Raw genomic sequence first — 23,120 nt, forward strand, 5'->3', positions numbered from 1 at the left:
CCAAAGAAGATGGTACAATAAATCTAATAGAAGGGAGTGGTTGCATGAGAATTCAGCAACTCATTTATTTTGAAAAAATTGCTGAAAAAGGTTCGATGAATGAGGCGGCTAAAGAGTTATACGTCAGCCAACCAAGTTTGTCGAAGGCCATTCGTGAACTTGAAATCGAGATGGATATTACGCTTTTTCAACGTGGAAATACGGGAATTACTTTGACGGCAGAAGGACGAGAATTTCTAGTATATGCTCGTCAAGTCCTCGATCAAGTGAATTTGATGGAAGAAAAATACAAAAGACAAACGAAACGGAAACGAACATTCTCAGTATCCGCTCAGCACTATGCCTTTGTGGTCCATGCCTTTGTAGATTTTATTCAAAAGGAAGCCGGAGACGAATATCAATTCACGCTTCGTGAAACAGAAACACAAAATATTTTAGAAGACTTAACGAATTATAAGAGTGAGATTGGCGTCTTGTATTTGAATGATTTCAACCGCAAAGTCATGGAAAAATTATTCAAAGAAAAGGACTTAGTCTTCACGCCACTCTTCACGGCACAACCGCACGTATTCTTAAGTACGCAAAATCCACTTGCCGAAAAAGAGAGCATTACGCTAGAAGAATTAGAAGACTATCCTTATTTATCCTATGAACAGGGAGAAGAAAACTCATTCTACTTCTCAGAAGAAATCCTCAGCACGATGGAGCATAAGAAAAGCATTAAGGTAAGTGACCGAGCGACCATCTTTAACTTAATGGTCGGATTAAATGGATATACGATTAGTTCAGGGATTATTAGTAGCAAGCTAAACGATGATAAGATTGTTGCGGTGCCGCTGGACGTAGAAGATACGATGGAACTGGGAATCTTACAACACGATCAACGAAAATTATCGAAGGAAGCAGAGCGATTCTTGCACATGCTAAAAACACATATTCAGGAATACGGCTTTGAAGTTCAAAATCTTGATTTTTAATTCACAAAGAGGTTGAAACTATTCGGAAAATCGGGGATAATAAAAGAAGGTAAGACAGAAATACTCAATAGAAGGAGACGGATGCAAATGAGTTGGAAAGAAACAGCAAAATTATGGGAATCTTTTGATGCACTAGAAGAAGGATTAAAGGTGCAATTACAATCAATGGATGATGTTCAAAAAGAGGAAGCCTTCTATACACCATTAGAGTTTGGTACTGCGGGAATGCGTGGAATTGTTGGACCAGGGATTAATCGCATGAACACTTACACAGTGCGTCAGGCAACAGAAGGATTATCACGCTTAATTGAGAGTTACGGGGAAGAAGCGAAAAAACGTGGGGTAGCGATTGCATACGATTCACGTCATTTTTCACCAGAATTCGCAATGGAGTCTGCACGTACACTAGCGACTCACGGTATTGCGTCATATGTATTTGAAAGCTTACGTCCAACACCTGAATTATCATTTGCGGTACGTCACTTACATACATTTGCCGGAATTATGATTACAGCTAGTCATAACCCAGCAGCCTACAACGGATATAAAGTATACGGTGAAGACGGCGGTCAAATGCCTCCAAAAGATGCAGATGCTTTAACTGCATACGTTCGTCAAGTGGCAAATCCACTTGAAATCGAAGTGCTAGATGATGATGCATTAGAAGCATCAGGGCTTGTAACGATTATCGGAAAAGACGTGGATGATGCGTACTTAAAAGAAATCAAAACAGTCTCTGTAAATCCAAAACTTCTTAGCGATGTAGAAGGATTATCAGTCGTTTATACACCGTTACACGGTACTGGTTTAATGCTTGTAGAAAAAGCATTAGAACAAGCAAACTTCAAAGGATTGCATGTGGTTGAAGAACAAGCGGTGCCAGATGGAGACTTCTCAACAGTTAAATCTCCAAACCCTGAAGAAGCAGGTGCATTTGAGTATGCGGTAGAACTAGGGAAAAAAGTAGGCGCTGATGTATTATTAGCCACCGACCCTGATGCGGACCGTATGGGGGCTGCCGTACGCTTACCAGATGGAAGCTACCAAGTAATTACAGGAAACCAAATCGCGGCCATCTTAGTGGATTACTTATTATATGCTCACCAACAAGCAGGAACTCTTCCAAGTAACGCGCTTGTCGTGAAATCAATCGTAAGTAGCGAACTTCCAACAGCCGTTGCTAAAAGCTATGGCGCTGAAATGATGAATGTATTAACAGGATTCAAATTCATTGCAGAACAAATCCAACACGACGAAGAAACTGGAGAACATACTTTCATGTTCGGTTTCGAAGAAAGTTATGGATACCTTGTGAAATCATTCGTTCGTGATAAAGACGCGGTTCAAGCAGTGTTATTACTAACAGAAGTAGCAGCACACTTCAAGAACGAAGGCAAGACTTTATATGACGGACTTCAAGCATTATATGCAAAACACGGTTACTTCTTAGAAAAAACAATTTCTGTGACAGTAGCTGGTTTAGAAGGGCCACAAAAGATCAAAGCCTTATTAGACGGCTTACGCGCTTCCGTTCCAACAAGCTTTGGAGGATTGAAAGTAGCATTCGCACAAGACTTTGCAGTAAACGAACAAAAAGATGCGAATGGAGTTGTTACTGAAATCGGACTTCCAACATCTAATGTATTGAAATATATCTTAGAAGATGGCTCTTGGATTGCGGTTCGCCCAAGTGGTACAGAACCAAAAATCAAGTTCTACATCGGTGCTAAAGCGGAAAGCGAAGAATCTGCAAAAGAAAAAGTTGCAGCCTTACAAGCCGACTTAGAAAAATTACAATAATGAATGAAGTAGAGCACTCTTACATTTGTAGGAGTGCTTTTTTTGAGAGTTTTAGAAAGAAAGTTTTGAGAATCAAAGGAGTATGCTATAATGAAATTCATATAAACAAGCTTTCAAAAATCGCTATTTTAAAAGTTTTAAGGAGAACACAATGAAAAAAGAAATTAAATTATTGCTAGTAGGGAGCTCGCTATTCTGTTCATTCGTCATTGCAGGGTGCTCGGCTACTCCATCTACTTCAAGTGAAACCACTCAAGCTCAAAAGCAAGATACTGTTTATCATAAAAATGATGTTACTGGTCCAGCGGCTTCCTTTGATTGGGACGCTAAAATGCCTCCGTTAACGAATTACGAACAAACGTATGTAGAATCTTATAGTGGCAAAACTGTAAAAATGCCTTTAAATCGTGTGAAAAAAGCGGCAGAAGATCTTGCAGAGAAGAAAAAGGGCATTACAGATAGTAAAGTCCAAGAAGCATTAAAATTAGTGGACGCTGTCTTTGTAAATCAAGAAAATTTTGATGCACTTTTACATGCTACAACGACCTCTAATCAAGAAGAATTTTTTGATAAACTATGGAATGGGTATATGGTGAAGATGTTGACAGAATCCAGACCAACCTTCTCTAATGATGCAGAAATAGAGTTTCAAGGTGTTACTTATCCTATTAAAGTTTATGGTCCCATGTATTTAAAAGTAAATACAAACTCACTAGGGAAAGCAGGAGCATACACACTGGAAGATTACAAAGTCGATGGGGATACCGTGTATTTGAAATTCCAAGCTCCAAAAGTAGATCTCTATCAATATGAAGTACAAGCAAGTTATCAAAGAGACAATCAAGCTTTCTTTGAAGGGTTAATCCAGGAATCTCAAAAGATAGGGCAATCTGATTTTTCTAAAGCTCTCTTGCTTAAGTTAATTTATCGATTAGCAGCCCTAGGGTTTAAATCGAATTTGGGAGTGAACTTAGAAGGCATGGATTATCTTCCAAGAAATACGCACTATTTAGCAATTAAAGTGGATGATAAAGGAAAAGCAACGATTGATGACGTAAACTTAGCGAACCTTCTTCAAATTGACTTGAAAACAGCGAACGAAGCGAATAAAGGAAAATTCGAATAAAGCCAAATATAGAAAGACCGGTAATACTCAAGGAGTGTTACCGGTTATTTGTTTGTCTAAACAACTTAAAAATCAATGGTGTTCCAGTCGGACTAGCATGGTATAATGAAGTCAAAGCATACGAAGAACAAGTGTTATCAAAAAGAAATTAAGGGAGAATTGAAAATGACAAAATTTATTGAATCACCAGCAGTACAAAAATTATGTGAACTGACAAAAGAATCGTACTTACGTTATTGGGATGAACGTAATGGCGGGAACGTGTCAGTACGCTTGGAAGCGAGCGAAGTAGAAGGTTATGAAGACGTAAAAGAAGTGAAACGTGTTCTCGATTTAGGATTCGATGCTTCAACACATGCGGGTTACTATTACTTAGTAACAGGGACAGGACGTTACTTCAGAAACGTGACAAACCAACCGCTTCTTGATTTAGGATTGGTTCGTATTTCAGAAGACGGACAAAAAGCAGAATTGCTATGGGGATTTGAAGATGGCGGAAAACCAACTTCAGAATTCGCGAGCCACTTAATGAGCCATATCGAACGACTCAAAGTGAACCCAAATCATAAAGTGGTCTTCCATTGCCACCCAACAAACCTTATCGCATTAAGCTTCACACAACCATTAGACGAACGTCATTTATCAAGACTTCTTTGGAAAATGCAAGCGGAATCCATCGTTGTCTTCCCAGAAGGAATCGGCGTGATTCCTTATATGACACCAGGAACGAACGCAATTGGGGAAGCAACAGCTGCGAAAATGGCAGAGTTTAGAGCGGTGATTTGGCCACACCATGGATTATTTGCATCAGGCGATACTCTGGATGAAACATATGGATTAATTGAAGTCATCGAAAAAGCAGCGATGATTTACTCTCAAGTCGGTGCACAAGGTGGAAAAATCCTACAAGAAATTACAGATGCGCAATTACAAGAAATTGCGGAATACTTCCATATGACTCCGCACGAAGGATTCTTAGAACTATAAAAAATAAATAGAGCAAAAAGCAAGTCTAACCAAGGACTTGCTTTTTTTCTTCAAGTCTCCATCCATGTACAATTGTCCAGAACTGGTGTAAAATAAAGATGTAATTACAATAAAAAAGGGGTATCGATAGATGAACTCAGTTTATAAAGATGATAGTTTAACACTACATACAGACCTATATCAAATTAATATGATGAAAACATATTGGGAAACAGGCGTGTCTGAGAAGAAAGCCATTTTCGAAGCGTATTTCAGAAAGTTACCATTTGAAAATGGTTATGCAATTTTTGCGGGACTAGAACGCATTGTCCACTTTATTGAACAATTACGTTTCTCAAAAACAGATATTGAATATTTACGTGGACTTGGACATTATCCAGAAGAATTCTTAGCATACTTAGAAAACTTCGAATTCAAAGGAAGCATCCGCTCTGCCGTAGAGGGAGAACTCGTTTTCGCGAACGAACCACTTGTTCAAGTTGAAGGAACGCTTGCTGAATGTCAATTAATCGAAACAGCTTTATTAAATATCGTGAACTTCCAAACGCTGATCGCAACAAAAGCGAGCCGTGTACGTATGGTTTCTGGAGACGATCCAGTACTTGAATTCGGTACTCGTCGTGCGCAAGAATTAGATGCGGCGATTTGGGGAACACGTGCAGCGTACATCGGTGGATGTGATGCGACAAGTAACGTTCGTGCCGGCAAGATGTTTGGCATTCCAGTTTCTGGAACACATGCCCACTCATTAGTACAAGCGTACCGTGATGACTATGAAGCGTTCAAAGCGTATGCCACGAGTCACCGTGACTGCGTATTCTTAGTCGATACGTATGATATCTTGAAATCTGGTGTTCCAAATGCCATCCGTGTAGCCAAAGAATTCGGCGACAAGATTAATTTCTTAGGCGTTCGTATTGACAGTGGTGACATGGCCTATATGTCGAAAAAAGTTCGTCAACAATTAGATGAAGCTGGATTTACAAAAGCGAAAATTTACGCATCAAGTGACCTTGATGAAAAAACAATCCTCAACTTGAAGATGCAAGGCGCTAAAATCGACGTCTGGGGTATCGGGACTCGTTTAATTACAGCATATGACCAACCAGCGCTTGGCTGTGTGTACAAGCTTGTAAGTATCGAAGACGAAAACGGCGTAATGGTGGATACAATGAAGATTTCAAACAATGCGGAAAAAGTATCTACACCTGGTAAGAAGCAAGTATGGCGTATTACACGTAATTCAGACGGAAAATCTGAAGGGGACTACATCGCATTATGGGATGAACGCCCAGATCAATTAGATGAACTCTTTATGTTCCATCCAGTCTACACTTATATTAATAAAACAGTGACGGACTTCACAGCGCGTCCAATTTTACAACCGATTTTCAATAACGGAAAATTAGTGTATGAATTACCAACACTTCAAGAAATTAAAGCGTATAAAGACGAGCAAATCGAAGCGTTATGGGACGAATACAAACGTATCTTGAACCCAGAGCAATATCCAGTCGACCTCTCTCAAAAGACATACGACCAAAAATTGGCAAGTATTGCGGAAATCAGAGAAGAAGTGCGTCTTAAATCAGAACAGTTGGCCAAAGAAAACGCAAAGTAAGGGGAACGTTATGAGACCATTACAACAAAAGATTATCGAAACGCTTCGTGTGAAATCAGTGATTAATCCTGAAGAAGAAATTCGTAAAACCGTTGATTTCCTAAAAGCGTATCTTGTAAAGCACCCATTCTTGAATGGGTATGTCCTTGGAATTAGCGGCGGACAAGACTCAACGCTTGCTGGGAAACTCGCACAAATGGCGATTAATGAATTGAATGAAGAGCAAGACCAAAAAGTGTATCGTTTCTATGCCGTGCGTCTTCCTTATGGGGTGCAAGCAGATGAACAAGATGCCATGGACGCCATTGCCTTTATGAAGGCAACGGATGTGCTTCGCGTGAACGTGAAGGATGCAGTAGATGCGTCTGAACGTAGTATTGAAGAACTTGGAATGGAAATTTCAGACTTCAATAAGGGAAATATCAAGGCACGTGAACGCATGGTGGCTCAATATGCGATTGCAGGTCAAACGGGTTGTGCCGTTATCGGGACAGACCATGCGGCAGAATCGGTAACAGGTTTCTATACGAAATTCGGGGACGGAGCTGCGGATATCACTCCATTATGGCGTCTTAATAAACGTCAAGGCCGTGCGATGTTACAAGTGCTGGGTGCTCCAGAGCATTTATACTTGAAAGTTCCAACGGCAGACTTAGAAGAGGATCGTCCATCGATGCCAGACGAAGTAGCGCTAGGGGTGACTTACGAAGAGATTGATGATTATCTCGAAGGAAAAGACATCAACGAAAAAGCAGCAGAGACGATTGAAAATTGGTATCGAAAGACCGAACATAAACGTCACTTACCAATTACAATTTACGATGATTTTTGGAAATAAAAAATAAACTTTAAACTACACCAACTGACATTCAGTTGGTGTATTTGTTTAATATCAGAAGAACACCTATTGACTTTATGTTGAAAAGTGCTATGTTAAACATGTAAAGTTGTCGGTTTTAAAAGGTTTGAGTCTCATTGGAGGTGCTCTATATGGATGTAGGATTACCAGTGATTCTTGGAGGAATCGTACTAGCAGGAGTCTTTATCTACGCTTGTTACTGGGTCGTTCGATTAGCGGTTCGTCATGAGCTTGAGAGAGGGAACCGCTTGTAGGATGTTTCAAAAAGTGAGGAGAGGAAACTCTCCTCTTTTTATCGTAAAGAGGAATTTCTACGGTAAGATAGGGAAGATTTTATAAACTAAAATGAATTTAGGTATTTAAACAAGTCTGAATTTTTGTTAGAATAGAAGGTGAGCAATCGTTCAAGTATTTTTTTTAATCCCTTATGAAAGGGAATTCAGGGAGGTAGTAATATGGAAGTTATAGTTGTAAAAACTCAAGAAGAGGGAGCAAAAGCAGCTTTCGAGGTGTTTAAACGTGCCTATAATGAAGGGGCGCAAGTATTTGGGTTGGCAACTGGATCAAGTCCAATTGGGTTATATGAATTATTAAGAAATAGTGATTTAGATTTTTCAGATCGAGTGTCAGTAAACTTAGATGAGTATGTGGGATTAGCGCCAACAGATGAACATAGCTATCATTATTTTATGAAAGAGCAATTATTCGATGCAAAACCATTCAAACATAGCTATTTACCAGATGGATTAGCCAAAGATGTCGATGCGGAAGTAGAACGCTATGAACGCATTCTTCAAGAAAATCCAGTGGACTTACAATTATTGGGAATTGGAAGTAACGCACATATTGGATTCAATGAACCAGGAACACCATTCACTCAACGTACGCACAAAGTTCATTTAACAGAGTCAACGATTGAGGCGAACAAACGCTTCTTCGAAAAGGAAGAAGATGTGCCACGCTATGCTTACTCAATGGGCTTACAATCAATTATGGATGCAAAAGAAATTGTATTAATTGCATTCGGACCTAAGAAAATTCATGCGATTAAAGGCTTAGTAGAAGGCCCAATTACAGAAGAGGTTCCAGCAAGTATCTTACAAAAACATCCAAAAGTGACTGTGATTTGTGATGAAGCAGCTGCAGCATTATTAACAAAATAAAGAGTTTGATAGGGTGTCTTCCGGGCAACGGAAGGCGCCTTTTTGCGCTTTTAAAAGAGAGATAATCAGCTGATTTAAGGGGTAAAGGCTTGTTTTCATAAATTTTCTGAAAAATTTTTGGTAAACCTAAAAAAACACTTGACGAAATTATTTTTTTAGGGTAACCTAATAAATATAGAATCTACATAAATTGAGAGGATGAATTCATTGATTACGATTAAAAATATTGGGGTATCATACGCGATGCAACCACATGTGTTAAAAGATTGTAATGCAACCATTGAAGGACCCTCTATTACCGGGATTATCGGGCCAAATGGTGCAGGTAAATCAACATTATTAAAAGCAATATTAGGACTGATTCAATCATCAGGAGAAATTCTGATTGATGGAGAACCCACAAAAAAAGTATTACAAAAAATCGCCTATGTCGAACAAAAGAGTCAGATTGACTTTACATTTCCAATCACTATTCGTGAGTGTGTTGCTTTAGGAAGAACTGTTAAAAAGAAACCATTGCAACGATTGACGAAAGAAGATTGGGAAAAGGTCGATGCAGCCATTGAAGAAGTGGGATTAACTGATTTAGCATCTCGCCAAATCGGGGCTCTTTCTGGTGGTCAATTCCAACGTGTATTATTAGCACGTTGTATGGTTCAAGAAGCACAATATATTTTCCTTGATGAACCATTTGTAGGGATTGATATGCTTAGTGAGAAAGTCATTATGACGATTATCCGTAAATGGAAAGAGGAAGGAAAGACTATTTTAATGGTCAACCATGACTTATCGAAGGTGAAAGAATACTTTGACCAGGTGATTCTTGTCAAACACGCGATTGTAGCCTCTGGGAAAACAGAAGACGTATTCATTAAGAAATACTTAGATGATGTATACGGCGGTAGTGTGTATATTCCACAAGGGGGTGAGCAGCATGCATAATTTCTTTGAAGGATTAATGGAATTCCATTTCCTACAAAATGCGTTTGTTTCAGCAGTCGTGATTGGTGCGGTTGCCGGAATTTTAGGATGCTTCATCATTCTAAGAGGAATGTCATTAATGGGGGACGCTATCTCTCACGCGGTATTACCGGGTGTAGCGTTGTCGTATATTTTAGGCATTAACTTCTTTATCGGAGCCCTCGTGTTCGGGTTATTAGCATCATTCCTAATTGCGTTTGTGAATCAAAATAGTACTATCAAAGGCGATACCGCTATTGGGATTACTTTTAGTTCGTTTTTAGCGTTGGGAGTTATTTTGATTGGTGTGGCGAAGAGTTCAACAGACTTATTCCATATTTTATTCGGGAATATTTTAGCCGTACAAGATATTGATTTACTCATTACATTGGTGGTGAGCGTGATTGTAGTCGTCGTTATTTTAGCGTATTTTAAAGAATTACAAGTAACGAGTTTTGATCCAGTTTTCGCTCAATCTACAGGGATGAACGTACAGTTTTATCATTACTTATTGATGTTCCTATTAGCACTAGTATCCATTACGGCAATGCAAAGTGTAGGGACAGTCATGATTGTGGCACTACTAATTACCCCTGCAGCAACAGCGTATTTATATTCAAATCGTCTAAAAATAATGCTGATTTTAGCCGCGATATTTGGTTCATTATCATCCATATTAGGATTGTTTATTGGATATACGTTTAACATCGCTATTGGGTCAACCATCGTATTAACAGCAGCAGCACTTTTTGTCGTAAGCTTTATTATTTCACCAAAACAAAGAGAAAGAAGGAAATCTCATGAATAGTATAAAGAAACTTTTAGTAGCTACTCTTGTTGTCTTAGGGATTGCAGGATGCGCTACTGGTAAAGAGAATAGTTCTCAAACGACATCTGCAACGGCAGAAAACAAAAAAATACAAGTAGTGACAACAAACTCTATTATTTATGATATGACAAAAAATATCGCTGGAGATTTAGTGGATTTACATAGTATCGTTCCAGTAGGGCAAGACCCACACGAGTATGAACCATTACCAGAAGATGTTCAAAAGGTTCAAAAAGCAGACTTGATTTTCTATAATGGAATTAACTTAGAAAATGCTGAAGATGCATGGTTTACAAAAATGGTTAAAAATGCAGGTAAAGTTGCAGATAAAGACTATTTTGCAGTAAGTGATGGTGTTGATGTAATTTATCTTGAAGGGGAAAATGAAAAAGGTAAAGAAGACCCTCATGCATGGTTAAATATCGAAAATGGTGTGATTTATGCTAAAAACATTGCAAAACAATTAATTGCAAAAGATCCAAAGAACAAAGAAACATATGAAAAGAATTTAGCAGCTTATGTTGAAAAGCTAGAAGCGTTAGATAAAGATGCTAAACAACGTATCGCAAAAATTCCTGAAGAAAAACGTTTAATCGTAACAAGTGAAGGCTGCTTCAAGTACTTCTCTAAAGCTTATGATATTAAATCAGCGTATATCTGGGAAATCAACACAGAAGAAGAAGGAACTCCAGAACAAATCGCAAACTTAGTACGTCAATTACGTGCGTCAAAAGTTCCATCATTATTCGTAGAAAGTAGTGTGGATGACCGTCCAATGAAGACTGTTTCTCAAGAAACTGGTCTACCAATTTTCTCAACAATCTTCACTGACTCTATTGCAGAAGCAGGAAAAGATGGAGACAGCTACTACAGCATGATGAAATGGAACCTAGATAAAATTATCGAAGGTTTAAGCAAATAATCAAGAAGAGCTTCTTAGATTTCTATTCGATTCGTTGGATAGAATCTGGGGGCTCTTTTATTTTGAAAATCAGATAAAAATCAAGCAAAGAATGACGAGGTGAGGAAGATGAACAAATTTTTAAGAGTACTGTTTATAATACTATTAGTAGCGATGGGAGGCGCGATGATTTATCAAATTTTCTTTCCAGAAGTGATGGGGGCTCACTCGGGATACGGAGTTGCAGTTGGTTGGCAACGAGAAATTGGATTTTGGAATTTGGCAGTTTTGATAATTTTAGTCGCCGTTAATGTTAAGTATGATTGGTTTTATTTAAGAGTCGTTTTAGGAGCACTAATAGTCGGCGGAATAGGGATTGGTACGAATCATCTTCTTGCTTATTTGGAGGGAGCTACCTTCGTCAATCTCGTTGGGGCAATTGAAAACTATATGCTTGTCATTGGTTGGGTGATTGGGTGGAAATTGCAAGAAAAGATTGAGACGAGTAGGGAGCATGAAAGAAAATAAAACCATATTTTAATGATTTTCTCATTTTTCAATTGACAATCCAAAAAAATAGGTCTAAAATACAAAACAACTTAAATACTTAAATTCATTGACAAAGAGAGTACAGAATTTTGGCGTCGAAAGCGAGATGAGGTAGAGTGGAAGCTCATCGGATTAGAAATTTTGGAAGCGCACTTTGTAGAAAAGATGGAGAAATTAGTATCTATCTTCGCAGGACATGCGTTATCAAGCAAAAGGATCGGGAAGCAATTCCCCGTCAAATTTAGAGTGGTACCACGACAGACATCGTCTCTTATGCGTTTAGCATAAGGGGCGTTTTTATTTTATAAGGAGGTTTCAAATGAAGAAGATTATCGCAATGCTTATGTTAGTAATGGGCTTACTGGCAGCATGTACCCAACAACCAACAATAGAAAATAGTACAGGGTCAGCAGTATTAGATAGAATTTATACGAAGAAGAAAATTGTTATCGGGACGACCGCTGACTATCCCCCTTTTGAATGGCATTATGTGAAAGATGGTAAAGATTCCGTAGTGGGAATTGATATCGATATTGCTAACGCGCTCGGGGAAGCTTTAGGAGTAGAAGTGGAAATTAGAGAAATGGAATTTAATTTCTTAATTGCGGCGATGAAAGCTGGAAAAGTAGATTTAGTTCTCGCTGGAATTACCCCTACTGAGGAGCGAAGTAAGGAAGTGGCGTTCTCTAATATTTACTATGATTCCCATATGGTCGCTGTTGTGAAGAAGACGGATGCGGATAAATATACAACGATTGATGCTTTCGATGGAGCAAATGTTGGAGCTCAAAAAGGAACTTCGCAAGAGGGAATCGTGAAGGATACATTAACGGGTGCCAATTTGACCTCTCAACCAAAGAATCCTACTTTGATTTTAGCACTTCAACAAGGAAAACTAGACGCTGTGATTATGGATAATATTGCGGCTGATGAATTTGTGAAAGCAAATAGTGACTTGACAGTGGCTTCTGTTGAGATTCCAAGTGAAGATGCGGGAACTGCGGCAGTCGCACAAAAAGGGAATGAAGTCTTCCTTAAAAAAGTTCAAGAGGTACTCGATGCATTGGAAGCCTCAGGAAAACTGAAAGAATCGATTATTCGCAATACGAATTTAATGTCTGAATAGAAAGAAGGAAAAAATATGGAATTAATCATCAAATATTGGCCTCTGTTTATAGAAGGGGCGACAACAACGATTTTGCTTTCGTTTTTCTCAGTCGTAGTAGGGGTTGGCTGTGGGACTCTAATGGCTCTTGCTCGTTTGAGTTCTCATAAGGTTTTATCGAATGCAGCGAAAGTGTACATTGATATTATTCGTGGAACTCCTCTATTAGTTCAATTGTACTTAGTCTATTTTGGACTAGCGACCATTCTTGATTTAAATGATTTCTTATCAGGAGTCATCGCGGTATCCGTAAATACAACAGCTTATATCGCGGAGATTATCCGTAGTGGGATTCAATCAGTGGATAAAGGACAAATGGAAGCCGCTCGTTCGATGGGGATGCCGAAAGGAATGGCGATGCGCCAAATTATCTTGCCACAAGCGATGAAGAATATTTTACCAGCCATTGGGAATGAATTTGCAACCTTAATTAAAGAAACCTCCATCGTATCTCTAATCGGGATTCATGATTTGATGTACAGCTCGGATACGGTTCGTGGGGCAACCTTTACGGTGTTCATCCCATTATTAATGACGGCGTTCTTATACTTTGTCATGACAACGACGATAGCATTCTTTATGGACAAACTAGAAAGGAAGTTACAAGCCAGTGATTAGAACAGAATCGATTAAAAAACAATATGGTGACAAGCAAGTTTTAAATGGGATTACAACCCATATCGAACAAGGAGAAGTGCTCGTGATTATCGGGCCTTCTGGATCAGGAAAATCCACTTTCTTACGTTGCCTAAATTTATTAGAAGAGCCCACTAGCGGGAAGGTGTTCTTCAAAGACCAATGCATCAATGGAAAAGGGGTGGACCTCGATAGAGTACGCCAACACTTAGGAATGGTATTCCAGCATTTCAATTTATTCCCGCATTTAACCGTATTAGAAAATATCACGATTGGACCCATCCAATTGAAGAAAGTCGACAAAGCAGTCGCGGAACAAAAAGCGCACGAGCTTCTGGAGAAAATGGGCCTAGCCGATAAAGCGGATGTGTATCCGAACTCCTTATCTGGGGGACAAAAACAAAGAATCGCAATCGCACGTTCGCTTGCGATGGAACCGGATGTGCTCTTATTTGATGAACCTACTTCAGCGCTAGACCCAGAGATGGTCGGTGAAGTGCTAGGCGTGATGAAGGAACTCGCAGCAGGCGGTATGACCATGGTTGTCGTAACGCACGAAATGGGATTTGCCCGTGAAGTAGGAACGCGTCTAATCTTCATGGACGGTGGTGTGATTGTAGAAGAAGGTCATCCAAAAGAGGTCCTAGAACATCCACAAATGGAACGGACACAATCGTTCTTATCGAAAGTATTAATCTAATAGAGGAGAAGTCTTATCTGCGATGATGTGGATAAGGCTTTTTTGTGGGTTGAAAAAAGGTAAACATTTTGCTAACATTATTACAACCTGTTAGTAAAATGTTTACGTTTTAGGAGATGAAAGAATGAATCCAAAGCAAAAAGAAATTCTGGAGTATTTAAAAAAGAATAATGGCATTCTATCTTATCGTGAAGTAAAAGAAGCCGGGTTAAGCTACCGTACATATCGGAAAATGATTGTGCAACAGGTACTAGAACCTCTCGGAAATGGTTTGTATGGGATGGCAGATTATTATATGGATGACTGGTATTTAGTACAATTAAGAAATCCAAAAGGCATATATGCACTTGATACAGCATTGTGGTTACATGGATTGTCTCTAACAGTGCCATTTGATAAAACGATGATGTTTCCGTACGGAGTGAACACTTCGGTTATTAAACAATCACAAGAAGTGAAACCTGTTGTGACTCGAACAAATTTTGATGTGGGCATTGTAGAAATCGAACGTCAAAAAGGACAACGAATACGTATATATGAAATAGAAAGAACTTTAGTAGAGTGTTTACGTCCAGTATATAAAATGGATGTCCAATTGATTGCACAAGCGTTCAAAATATACTTCCAAAAGTACTCGGTAAACTATCAAAAATTGATGCATTATGCAAAGCTATTTAAAGTCACCGATAAAATTTATTCATATATCGAGGTGTTATCGTGAAGTTCAAAAATGCTACTCATAATTGATTAGTATATGATGCGTTCGTTTCACTCGAATCATTTTCAGAAAATAATCCTTGCAATGAATCTCGTGAGGTGCTACAATACAAAACGTAAGAATTACGATTTAAGAAAAGGGGACAGAAATTATCATGAAAAAAACGACCTTTATTGGATTTCTGATGTTGTTTTTACTGGTTGTGGCTGGATGCGCTACGAATAATTCAAACACTTCAAGTAGTCAAACCAAACAAGGAAAACTAAAAATTTCAACAACGTTTTATCCAATCTATGACTTTACCAAAAATATTGTTGGGGATGAAGCAGACGTATCTCTAGTGATTGGAGCAGGGGTAGAACCTCATGATTACGAGCCTTCTGCCAAAGAAATTGCGAAAATGAGTGAAGCGGATGCGCTAGTTTATGACAGTGAATATATGGAAACATGGATTCCAACCGTATTAAAGACACTCTCTGATAGTAAAGTAAAACCAATTAGTGCAACAAAAGATATGGTATTACTACCAGGTGGAGAGGAAGAAGAACATGATCATGACCATTCGGAAGAAGGCCATAGTCATGAATATGATCCGCATGTGTGGTTATCTCCAGAACGCGCGATTAAAATGGTTCAAACCATTACAAAACAATTAGTCGAAGCTTTCCCAGATCGTAAAGAAGTATTTGAAAAGAATGCCAATGCGTATATTGAAAAATTAACAGCACTGCATAATGACTACACAAATGCATTTAAAGATGCGAAACAAAAGAATTTTGTGACACAACATACGGCGTTCCGTTATTTAGCATTAGATTACAATCTCAACCAAGTCGGAATTACAGGAATTTCACCTGAAGCTGAACCAAGTGCTTCACGTCTAGCAGAATTAACAAAATATGTTAAAGAAAATGACATTAAAGTGATTTACTTCGAAGAGAATGCATCTGAGAAAATTGCGAAAACATTAGCCGATGAGACAGGTGTTGAGCTTGCGGTCTTAAATCCAATTGAGTCTCTTACGAAAGAGCAAATGGATAAAGGCGAAGACTATATTTCAGTAATGCGCGAAAATCTTGCAGCCTTGAAGAAAACAACAGATCAACCAGGAAAAGACATCCAACCTGAAAAAACGACAGATAACAAGACAGTTCATAATGGATACTTTGAAGATAGTGCCGTGAAAGATCGTACATTATCGGATTATGCAGGGGAATGGCAATCTGTTTATCCTTATTTAGTCGATGGAACTTTAGACCAAGTCTTTGATTATAAAGCAAAATTGAAAAAGACAATGACAAAAGAAGAATTCAAAGACTACTATACTAAGGGATATAAATCAGATATCACGAATATCAATATCACTGATAAAACAATGGAATTCAAAAAAGAAGACGGAACAACGGTCAAAGCTGAATATAAATATGTTGGCTATAAGATTCTTACTTATAAAAAAGGAAATCGCGGAGTTCGTTTCTTATTTGAAGCAGTAACACCTGTAGAAGGTGCACCAAAATACGTTCAGTTTAGTGACCATAACATCGCTCCAGTAAAAGCTGAGCACTTCCACATCTTCATGGGAAATGAAAGCCAAGAAAAACTATTAGAAGAAATGGATAACTGGCCAACATACTACCCAACAAAACTAAGCGGATTAGAAATCGCACAAGAAATGCTAGCTCATTAAAAACAGGATGCGAGCAATCGCGTTCAGAAATGGAACGTTGGACCGGAACACCGGAAGGAACGTGAAACGTTCTGCGGATGTTTCGGGAAACGCACGCCATTTCTGCGATTGCGAGATCGACTAAACAGGATGTGAGTCTTCGCGGTTAGAAATCGACCACTGGACCAAACCAACGCAAGCATCGTAAAAACGATGTGCGTATGGTTTGGGAAGTGGACGCGATTTCTGCGAAGACGAACTCAACTAAAAACAGGATGTGAGGGCGAGTGGTCAGCTTTCGACCCTTTACCGAAATTAACGCAAGCGTCCTAAAAGGACGTGCGGATAATTATCGGAAAGGAACGCGAAAGCTACGAGCCCGAACTCAACTAAACAGGATGTGAGGGTGAGTGGTCGCACCCAAGTTTAACTTCATCAAAACCAAAAGGGATTCGCATGTCGAATCCCTTTTGGTTTATACAGACGGTCTACTATTTTCCTGCTCAATGATTTAGTATAATATGATTGAAAATAATAGAAGTAACAAATCCAGTGATAGTTTGTACAAAAAATATAGGGTATGTTTAAAAAGAAAGGTTTAGAATAATGTTGAAGGAGGAATGAAGATGAATATGATGCATTCTTTTAATCGAACCATTGATTATCTTGAGACCGTTCTAGAAGAAGATATTGATGAAAAGAGAATTTTAACCTTATCGGGATACTCTTATCCAATGTTTAGCCGGCTATTTTCAATCCTAACGCAGACCACGCTCTCTGATTATCTTAGAAGTAGGAGATTAACAGAAGCTGCGATTGTGTTACGAGATTCTAATGAAAAAATTATAGATATTGCATTTAGATTTGGTTATGAAACTTCAGACTCATTTGGAGCGGCATTCAAAAATTTTCATGGATTTTCTCCTTCAGAAGTACGACATGGGAAACCGTTCAAAATTGTTTCACGATTGCAATTGGCATTGAGTGTCAAAGGAGGAAGAAGTATGAATATCAAAATAGAAAACAAAAAAGCCTTTACGGTGGCAGGTCTGAATAAACAAAACATCAATTCGTCGCTTTGCCCAAGTGTATGGGGAGAGTTCTATTCAAGATACTCTCATGAACAATTAGCTAAGATTGGAACTGGAGAGAGTGTAGGGATGTGTCATGATGTTCAAGATCCAAGCGAGATTAATTATTTAGCGGGATATGTGATTACAGATTCAAAAAAAGCAGAGGAGCTTGGTCTCGACATTATTGAGGTTCCAGAAGCAGAGTATGCGATTATTGAACTAACAGGTCCGGTTCCAGAGTGTATTCATCAAGGATGGAAATACGCAATGGAGGTCTTTATGCCAGAGCACGGTTATATGCATTCAGGAGCTCCGGACTTTGAATATTATTATGAAGGAGATATGGCGAGTCCTGATTATAAAATGGAATTGTGGATTCCGATTGTAAGAGCTTAAAATGAATAAAAAGAAAAATCAAAATTAACTTTTAAGTTAATTTTGATTTTTTTATTTTCTATAAAATTATCATATATGATAATTGGGCTCTTTATCTCCCCTAATAAATATCTGCCAAAATAGCAATCTTAAGCTAAATAAAACTTCTAAAAAAATCTGTTTTTTCAGGTTCTTTCGGTTGACTATTACTAAACTTAATGTATAATACTCTTTGTGTTAGTAAACAATTAGTTTAAAAGGAGAAGACAATGGAAATCGGACATCAACTGCGTGCCTTGCGAATTCAAAAGGGTTTAACGCAAGAAGAGTTAGCGGAGAGAACAGATTTGTCAAAGGGATACATTTCGCAATTAGAAAATGATTTGAGCTCGCCATCCATGGATACATTCTTCGATATATTAGAAGTATTAGGATGCCCTGCTGCAGATTTTTTTGATGAAGGTCCTGAAGAAGCACTCACGATTTACCGTGAGGAAGATATGACGATGATGGAAGATGCTAAACACCATACAACGGTGACATGGCTCAACCCTGATTCGAATGAGCATGAGATGGAACCCGTGATTCTGGAGTTTCAAGTTGGGGGAGCGTATAAAACATTCCAACCGTCACTGTCAGAGACATTTGGGTATGTACTTGAAGGTTCCATTCAAGTCAAAGTCGGAAAACAAGTCGAAATAGTTTCTAAGGGAGAATCGTTCTATTTCGAGGCAAAAGCCAAACATCAAATTAGTAATGCCGGTAAAACGACTTCTAAAGTGTTAGTCGTGGCAACAGATTCCTATTTATAATAAAGAAAGTTAGGTGCTAGCAATGTCAAACAACACCATTATCTCATTTGAGAATGTGAACAAATTTTATGAGGATACTCATGTATTAAAAAATATTAATTTCGAAATCGAAAAAGGAAAATTCTATACATTACTAGGGCCTTCAGGATGCGGTAAAACAACAATCTTACGTATCATTGCTGGATTTACAGATGTATCAAACGGAAAAGTAACTTTAAATGGGGAGGACGTTACAAAACTTCCACCTAACAAACGTAAAGTGAACACTGTTTTCCAAGACTACGCATTATTCCCACATATGAATGTGTTCGAAAATATCGCGTTTGGCTTACGTTTAAAGAAAACACCAGAAAATATCATTAAAGAAAAAGTGGCGGAAGCATTGAAAATGGTGCAATTATCTGGCTATGAAAACCGTGAAATCTCACAAATGTCTGGTGGACAACAACAACGTGTGGCTATCGCCCGTGCGCTTGTTAATGAACCAGAAGTACTTCTACTTGATGAGCCATTATCAGCGTTAGACTTAAAGCTTCGTACAGACATGCAATATGAACTTCGTGAATTACAACAACGTTTAGGAATCACATTTATCTTCGTAACGCATGACCAAGAAGAAGCGTTAGCGATGAGTAATGAGTAAAGGGGAAGTTATTCAATCAGGAACACCAGTCGATATTTACGATGAGCCAATTAACCGTTTCGTTGCGGACTTCATCGGTGAAAGTAATATCGTTGATGGGGTCATGAAGGAAGACTACCTTGTAGAATTCGTTGGAAAAGAATTCGAGTGTGCCGATGCCGGAATGCGTCCAAATGAAAAAGTTGAAATCGTGATTCGTCCAGAAGATTTAGCGTTAACGACAATTGAAAAAGGGAAATTAACGGTTGAAGTAGATACTCAATTATTCCGCGGGGTTCACTACGAAATCATCTGCTATGACGAAAATGGCAATGAATGGATGATTCACTCTACTCGTAAAGCAGAAGTAGGATCTAAAGTGGGCTTATACTTTGAACCACAAGACATCCACGTAATGCGTTTTGGAGAAAGTGAAGAAGACTTCGATGCTCGTCTAGAAAGCTACGAAGACGAGGTAGAAGAAAATGACTAAACAATCCCGTTTCATATTTTCCATTCCATACTTTATTTGGTTGTTATTATTCGTAGTAACACCACTTGGAATGATTTTTTATAAATCATTTTTCGACATCAATGGACAAGTAACGCTTGGAAACTACACGAACTATTTTGCGTCAGGGAACTATTTAGAAATGACGTTCAATTCTGTTTGGTATGCATTTCTAGTCACTCTAGTGACATTGCTAATTAGTTATCCAACAGCGCTTTTCCTTAGTCGTACAAAACATAAACAATTATGGCTCTTATTAATTATTTTGCCTACATGGGTTAACCTCTTATTAAAAGCCTATGCATTTATTGGAATCTTTAGTCAAACAGGAACAGTTAACCAATTCCTTTCCTTATTTGGAATTGCACCACAAGAGTTCTTGTTTACAGACTTCAGTTTCTTAACGGTAGCAGCGTACATCGAGTTACCATTTATGATTTTGCCAATCTTCAACTCTATTGAAGAATTGCCAGGTTCTCTGATTGCGGCAAGCCGTGACTTAGGAGCGACGAAATGGGATACTTTCAGACGTGTGATTTTCCCATTAACAATGAATGGGGTTCGAAGTGGTGTACAAGCTGTATTTATCCCATCACTTTCACTCTTCATGTTGACTCGTTTAATTGGAGGAAACCGCGTGATTACACTGGGTACAGCCGTTGAGCAACACTTCCTCGTAACGCAAAACTGGGGAATGGGTTCAACCATCGGCGTGGTATTAATCGTAGCGATGATTATTTTAATGTTTGTGACAAGAGATCGTAAAAAAGGAGGCGTATCCGAATGAAATTAGAAAATAATAACAAGTGGAGTAATCTCTACTTAGTGTTTGTATTTGTCGTCTTATATGCGCCTATTTTTTACTTGATTTTTTACTCCTTTAACAGTGCTGGAAGCATGAATGGTTTTGAAGAGTTTACTTTCAAGCATTATGAAGCAGTTCTAGCGGATACGCGTTTAATCGGGATTGTGCTCGATACACTGATTCTTGCGCTATTATCATCACTCATTGCGACAGTGATTGGAACGCTTGGAGCCATCATGATCCATTACATCCGTTCAAACCGTCGTAAGCAAGTACTATTAGGATTTAACAATATTTTGATGGTATCGCCAGATGTTATTATCGGGGCAAGTTTATTGATTCTATTCACAGTTGTAGGATTTAAACTCGGATTTATGTCTGTATTACTTGCGCATATCGCCTTTAACATTCCAATTGTCGTGTTAATGGTTTTACCAAAATTATCTGAAATGAATCCATCAATGATTACGGCTGCTCGTGACTTAGGAGCAACCAGTTCTCAAGTGTTAACACGCATCGTATTGCCATCGATTACACCAGGAATTTTGAGTGGATTCTTTATGGCCTTCACGTATTCGCTAGATGACTTTGCAGTGACATTCTTCGTAACGGGGAATGGATTCTCAACGATTGCCGTTGAAATCTACTCACGTGCACGTCAAGGGATTAGTTTAGAAATCAATGCTTTAAGTACATTGATGTTCCTATTCTCCTTATCTCTTGTAATTGGCTATTACTTCATTCAGAAGTTCCAACAAAAACGATTAAATGGGAAGAATGCAGAGAGTGACTTATTGAAAGGAGTCACATTATGAAGCGACTAACGATCTTAATCGGAGCGATTTTAGTTTCTTGTCTTGTGCTGTTTGGAGTTCGTAAGAACTTTGAAACTGCGACAGCTGGAAGCCCAGAAACAATTATCGTTTATAACTGGGGAGACTATATTGATCCAGAATTGATTGCTCAATTCGAAGAGGAAACAGGATATAAAGTTATCTATGAAACCTTTGATTCGAACGAAGCCATGTTAACCAAGATTAAGCAAGGTGGAACAAATTATGATGTCGCTATTCCAAGTGAATATACGATTCATAAAATGGTCCAAGAGAATTTATTAGAGAAATTAGATTATTCAAAAATCAAAGGCATCGAACATATTGATCCACGTTTCCTTCATCAGTCTTTTGACCCAGATAATACGTATAGTATTCCTTATTTCTGGGGAACTCTAGGGATTGTATACAATAAAAATGTCTATCCAGAAGGAACCATTAGTGAGTGGAGAGATTTATGGAAGGAAGAATTTAAAGATTCGATTTTATTCATTGACGGTGCTCGTGAAATGATGGGAATCGCACTTCAAACACAAGGGTACTCTTTAAACGAAAAAGATGAAACCATTGTGAAAGAGGCAGGTAAGTTCCTAAAGACTTTAATGCCAAATGCAAAAGCCATTATTGCGGATGAAATGAAGACATATATGATTCAAGAAGAAGCAAATATTGCGGTGACGTTCTCAGGAGAGGCATCCAAAATGATGAGTGAAAACGAAAACCTCGCCTACGTAGTTCCAAGCGAAGGAACGAATTTATGGTTTGATAATATTGTCATTCCAAAAACAGTGGGTAATAAGGAAGGCGCCTATGCGTTTATCAACTTCATGTTGCGTCCCGAGGTGGCGGCTCAAAATGCGAAATATGTAGGATATGCCACTCCAAATAAAGATGCGCTAGCATTATTGCCGGAAGATATTACTTCGGATGAGAGTTTTTATCCGACAGAAGAGGCGATGAGTAAGATGGAGGTTTACGAAAACTTAGGAACCGACCTATTAGGCCTTTACAACGATTTCTTCTTAGAAGCCAAAATCTTTAGAAACTAAGAAAAGTCGAGACACGCTCTCGACTTTTTTTGTGCATAAAAATAATAAATGAGGAACTTCGTTCCGTTGAAATTCTTGTGCAGAGAAATAAGTTAGGAGTATCAAAAAGTTATAAAAACTACGAACTCTCCTCGGATATCTTCATGATAGTGATAATAGCTGTACCGGTGTGAGCCTTACGTCTCATCACCTATCGAGCCTCAAAGTGACTCTAAGAAATAAATTTCTAGAGTCACTAATTCGTATCGATTACACTCGCTATTATTACTATCATAGAATCCGGGGAGTTCTTCGTTTTTATAGATTTTTTGAAATAGAAACTAATCCTAAAAGGAGAATTTCAATGGAACGAAGGTTTTTATGAAAAAGAGAGAGTGTGCGGA

22 protein-coding genes, 1 pseudogene and 1 other annotated feature are annotated in these 23,120 nt (G+C 38.4%); all 23 genes and pseudogenes read left to right on the plus strand.

The window, feature by feature from the left end:
* Positions 1-44: 44 nt before the first annotated feature.
* Positions 45-977 (plus strand): LysR family transcriptional regulator, encoded by a 933-nt coding sequence (locus tag NQ540_RS01895; protein WP_005607420.1) that lies wholly within the window; start codon positions 45-47, stop codon positions 975-977.
* An 87-nt stretch (positions 978-1,064) separates the two neighbouring features.
* A complete protein-coding gene (locus NQ540_RS01900; RefSeq protein WP_039849221.1) occupies positions 1,065-2,777 on the plus strand; it encodes a phospho-sugar mutase in 1,713 nt (570 codons plus the stop codon).
* 151 nt (positions 2,778-2,928) lie between these two features.
* Entirely contained in the window at positions 2,929-3,903 is a 975-nt protein-coding gene (locus tag NQ540_RS01905) for a hypothetical protein (RefSeq protein WP_005607414.1), read from the plus strand.
* Positions 3,904-4,068: 165 nt separating this feature from the next.
* Positions 4,069-4,890, plus strand: a complete 822-nt coding sequence (gene rhaD, locus NQ540_RS01910) for a rhamnulose-1-phosphate aldolase (RefSeq protein ID WP_039849220.1) — start codon at positions 4,069-4,071, stop codon at positions 4,888-4,890.
* Positions 4,891-5,020: 130 nt separating this feature from the next.
* On the plus strand, positions 5,021-6,511 hold the full coding sequence (locus NQ540_RS01915; protein WP_005607409.1) for a nicotinate phosphoribosyltransferase: 1,491 nt from the start codon (positions 5,021-5,023) through the stop codon (positions 6,509-6,511).
* 10 nt (positions 6,512-6,521) lie between these two features.
* Positions 6,522-7,349 carry an ammonia-dependent NAD(+) synthetase gene (gene nadE / locus NQ540_RS01920; protein ID WP_005607407.1) on the plus strand — a complete coding sequence of 276 codons (828 nt, stop codon included), beginning with the start codon at positions 6,522-6,524 and terminating at the stop codon, positions 7,347-7,349.
* Positions 7,350-7,501: 152 nt separating this feature from the next.
* Positions 7,502-7,624 carry a hypothetical protein gene (locus NQ540_RS01925; RefSeq protein WP_005607406.1) on the plus strand — a complete coding sequence of 41 codons (123 nt, stop codon included), beginning with the start codon at positions 7,502-7,504 and terminating at the stop codon, positions 7,622-7,624.
* Positions 7,625-7,825: 201 nt separating this feature from the next.
* Positions 7,826-8,533: a glucosamine-6-phosphate deaminase gene (locus tag NQ540_RS01930; protein ID WP_005607404.1), complete on the plus strand. Its 708-nt coding sequence runs from the start codon at positions 7,826-7,828 to the stop codon at positions 8,531-8,533.
* A gap of 207 nt (positions 8,534-8,740) precedes the next feature.
* The gene (locus NQ540_RS01935) at positions 8,741-9,475 is read left to right on the plus strand and encodes a metal ABC transporter ATP-binding protein (RefSeq protein WP_039849219.1); all 735 of its coding nucleotides are present in this window, start codon (positions 8,741-8,743) and stop codon (positions 9,473-9,475) included.
* The gene (locus NQ540_RS01940; RefSeq protein WP_005607400.1) at positions 9,468-10,301 is read left to right on the plus strand and encodes a metal ABC transporter permease; all 834 of its coding nucleotides are present in this window, start codon (positions 9,468-9,470) and stop codon (positions 10,299-10,301) included. The genes NQ540_RS01935 and NQ540_RS01940 overlap by 8 nt, the downstream gene beginning before the upstream one ends.
* Positions 10,294-11,244: a metal ABC transporter substrate-binding protein gene (locus tag NQ540_RS01945; RefSeq protein ID WP_005607398.1), complete on the plus strand. Its 951-nt coding sequence runs from the start codon at positions 10,294-10,296 to the stop codon at positions 11,242-11,244. Before NQ540_RS01940 ends, NQ540_RS01945 begins: the two co-directional genes overlap by 8 nt.
* A gap of 108 nt (positions 11,245-11,352) precedes the next feature.
* A complete protein-coding gene (locus NQ540_RS01950) occupies positions 11,353-11,751 on the plus strand; it encodes a hypothetical protein (RefSeq protein ID WP_005607397.1) in 399 nt (132 codons plus the stop codon).
* Between the two features lie 79 nt (positions 11,752-11,830).
* Positions 11,831-12,047, plus strand: a binding site (T-box leader).
* 44 nt (positions 12,048-12,091) lie between these two features.
* On the plus strand, positions 12,092-12,898 hold the full coding sequence (locus tag NQ540_RS01955; RefSeq protein WP_005607395.1) for a transporter substrate-binding domain-containing protein: 807 nt from the start codon (positions 12,092-12,094) through the stop codon (positions 12,896-12,898).
* Positions 12,899-12,913: 15 nt separating this feature from the next.
* Positions 12,914-13,555 carry an amino acid ABC transporter permease gene (locus tag NQ540_RS01960; RefSeq protein WP_005607393.1) on the plus strand — a complete coding sequence of 214 codons (642 nt, stop codon included), beginning with the start codon at positions 12,914-12,916 and terminating at the stop codon, positions 13,553-13,555.
* Positions 13,548-14,273 carry an amino acid ABC transporter ATP-binding protein gene (locus NQ540_RS01965; protein WP_005607391.1) on the plus strand — a complete coding sequence of 242 codons (726 nt, stop codon included), beginning with the start codon at positions 13,548-13,550 and terminating at the stop codon, positions 14,271-14,273. The genes NQ540_RS01960 and NQ540_RS01965 overlap by 8 nt, the downstream gene beginning before the upstream one ends.
* Positions 14,274-14,397: 124 nt before the next feature.
* Positions 14,398-14,994 (plus strand): type IV toxin-antitoxin system AbiEi family antitoxin domain-containing protein, encoded by a 597-nt coding sequence (locus tag NQ540_RS01970; RefSeq protein WP_005607389.1) that lies wholly within the window; start codon positions 14,398-14,400, stop codon positions 14,992-14,994.
* A gap of 151 nt (positions 14,995-15,145) precedes the next feature.
* Positions 15,146-16,678, plus strand: a complete 1,533-nt coding sequence (locus tag NQ540_RS01975; RefSeq protein ID WP_005607387.1) for a metal ABC transporter solute-binding protein, Zn/Mn family — start codon at positions 15,146-15,148, stop codon at positions 16,676-16,678.
* 605 nt (positions 16,679-17,283) lie between these two features.
* Positions 17,284-18,126 carry an AraC family transcriptional regulator gene (locus NQ540_RS01980; RefSeq protein ID WP_039849218.1) on the plus strand — a complete coding sequence of 281 codons (843 nt, stop codon included), beginning with the start codon at positions 17,284-17,286 and terminating at the stop codon, positions 18,124-18,126.
* A 248-nt stretch (positions 18,127-18,374) separates the two neighbouring features.
* Entirely contained in the window at positions 18,375-18,917 is a 543-nt protein-coding gene (locus NQ540_RS01985; RefSeq protein WP_005607384.1) for a helix-turn-helix domain-containing protein, read from the plus strand.
* Between the two features lie 22 nt (positions 18,918-18,939).
* A pseudogene (locus NQ540_RS01990) lies at positions 18,940-20,032 on the plus strand (ABC transporter ATP-binding protein).
* Positions 20,025-20,837 carry an ABC transporter permease gene (locus NQ540_RS01995; protein ID WP_005607380.1) on the plus strand — a complete coding sequence of 271 codons (813 nt, stop codon included), beginning with the start codon at positions 20,025-20,027 and terminating at the stop codon, positions 20,835-20,837. Before NQ540_RS01990 ends, NQ540_RS01995 begins: the two are co-directional and overlap by 8 nt.
* Positions 20,834-21,670, plus strand: a complete 837-nt coding sequence (locus NQ540_RS02000; protein ID WP_005607378.1) for an ABC transporter permease — start codon at positions 20,834-20,836, stop codon at positions 21,668-21,670. Before NQ540_RS01995 ends, NQ540_RS02000 begins: the two co-directional genes overlap by 4 nt.
* A complete protein-coding gene (locus NQ540_RS02005; RefSeq protein ID WP_005607376.1) occupies positions 21,667-22,737 on the plus strand; it encodes an ABC transporter substrate-binding protein in 1,071 nt (356 codons plus the stop codon). Before NQ540_RS02000 ends, NQ540_RS02005 begins: the two co-directional genes overlap by 4 nt.
* Positions 22,738-23,120: the final 383 nt, after the last annotated feature.

It is taken from the genome of Granulicatella adiacens ATCC 49175, assembly GCF_025150565.1.
Lineage (GTDB): Bacteria > Bacillota > Bacilli > Lactobacillales > Aerococcaceae > Granulicatella > Granulicatella adiacens.

What these genes read in the sequence shown, in the direction of transcription:
- NQ540_RS02005 (WP_005607376.1), top strand. Translation starts at nt 21,667, where the DNA reads ATGAAGCGACTAACGATCTTAATCGGAGCGATTTTAGTTTCTTGTCTT.
- NQ540_RS01950 (WP_005607397.1), top strand. Translation starts at nt 11,353, where the DNA reads ATGAACAAATTTTTAAGAGTACTGTTTATAATACTATTAGTAGCGATG.
- NQ540_RS02000 (WP_005607378.1), top strand. Translation starts at nt 20,834, where the DNA reads ATGAAATTAGAAAATAATAACAAGTGGAGTAATCTCTACTTAGTGTTT.
- NQ540_RS01940 (WP_005607400.1), top strand. Translation starts at nt 9,468, where the DNA reads ATGCATAATTTCTTTGAAGGATTAATGGAATTCCATTTCCTACAAAAT.
- nadE (WP_005607407.1), top strand. Translation starts at nt 6,522, where the DNA reads ATGAGACCATTACAACAAAAGATTATCGAAACGCTTCGTGTGAAATCA.
- NQ540_RS01900 (WP_039849221.1), top strand. Translation starts at nt 1,065, where the DNA reads ATGAGTTGGAAAGAAACAGCAAAATTATGGGAATCTTTTGATGCACTA.
- NQ540_RS01955 (WP_005607395.1), top strand. Translation starts at nt 12,092, where the DNA reads ATGAAGAAGATTATCGCAATGCTTATGTTAGTAATGGGCTTACTGGCA.
- NQ540_RS01930 (WP_005607404.1), top strand. Translation starts at nt 7,826, where the DNA reads ATGGAAGTTATAGTTGTAAAAACTCAAGAAGAGGGAGCAAAAGCAGCT.
- NQ540_RS01905 (WP_005607414.1), top strand. Translation starts at nt 2,929, where the DNA reads ATGAAAAAAGAAATTAAATTATTGCTAGTAGGGAGCTCGCTATTCTGT.
- NQ540_RS01980 (WP_039849218.1), top strand. Translation starts at nt 17,284, where the DNA reads ATGAATATGATGCATTCTTTTAATCGAACCATTGATTATCTTGAGACC.
- NQ540_RS01970 (WP_005607389.1), top strand. Translation starts at nt 14,398, where the DNA reads ATGAATCCAAAGCAAAAAGAAATTCTGGAGTATTTAAAAAAGAATAAT.
- NQ540_RS01915 (WP_005607409.1), top strand. Translation starts at nt 5,021, where the DNA reads ATGAACTCAGTTTATAAAGATGATAGTTTAACACTACATACAGACCTA.
- NQ540_RS01975 (WP_005607387.1), top strand. Translation starts at nt 15,146, where the DNA reads ATGAAAAAAACGACCTTTATTGGATTTCTGATGTTGTTTTTACTGGTT.
- NQ540_RS01945 (WP_005607398.1), top strand. Translation starts at nt 10,294, where the DNA reads ATGAATAGTATAAAGAAACTTTTAGTAGCTACTCTTGTTGTCTTAGGG.
- NQ540_RS01960 (WP_005607393.1), top strand. Translation starts at nt 12,914, where the DNA reads ATGGAATTAATCATCAAATATTGGCCTCTGTTTATAGAAGGGGCGACA.
- NQ540_RS01985 (WP_005607384.1), top strand. Translation starts at nt 18,375, where the DNA reads ATGGAAATCGGACATCAACTGCGTGCCTTGCGAATTCAAAAGGGTTTA.
- NQ540_RS01895 (WP_005607420.1), top strand. Translation starts at nt 45, where the DNA reads ATGAGAATTCAGCAACTCATTTATTTTGAAAAAATTGCTGAAAAAGGT.
- NQ540_RS01925 (WP_005607406.1), top strand. Translation starts at nt 7,502, where the DNA reads ATGGATGTAGGATTACCAGTGATTCTTGGAGGAATCGTACTAGCAGGA.
- rhaD (WP_039849220.1), top strand. Translation starts at nt 4,069, where the DNA reads ATGACAAAATTTATTGAATCACCAGCAGTACAAAAATTATGTGAACTG.
- NQ540_RS01995 (WP_005607380.1), top strand. Translation starts at nt 20,025, where the DNA reads ATGACTAAACAATCCCGTTTCATATTTTCCATTCCATACTTTATTTGG.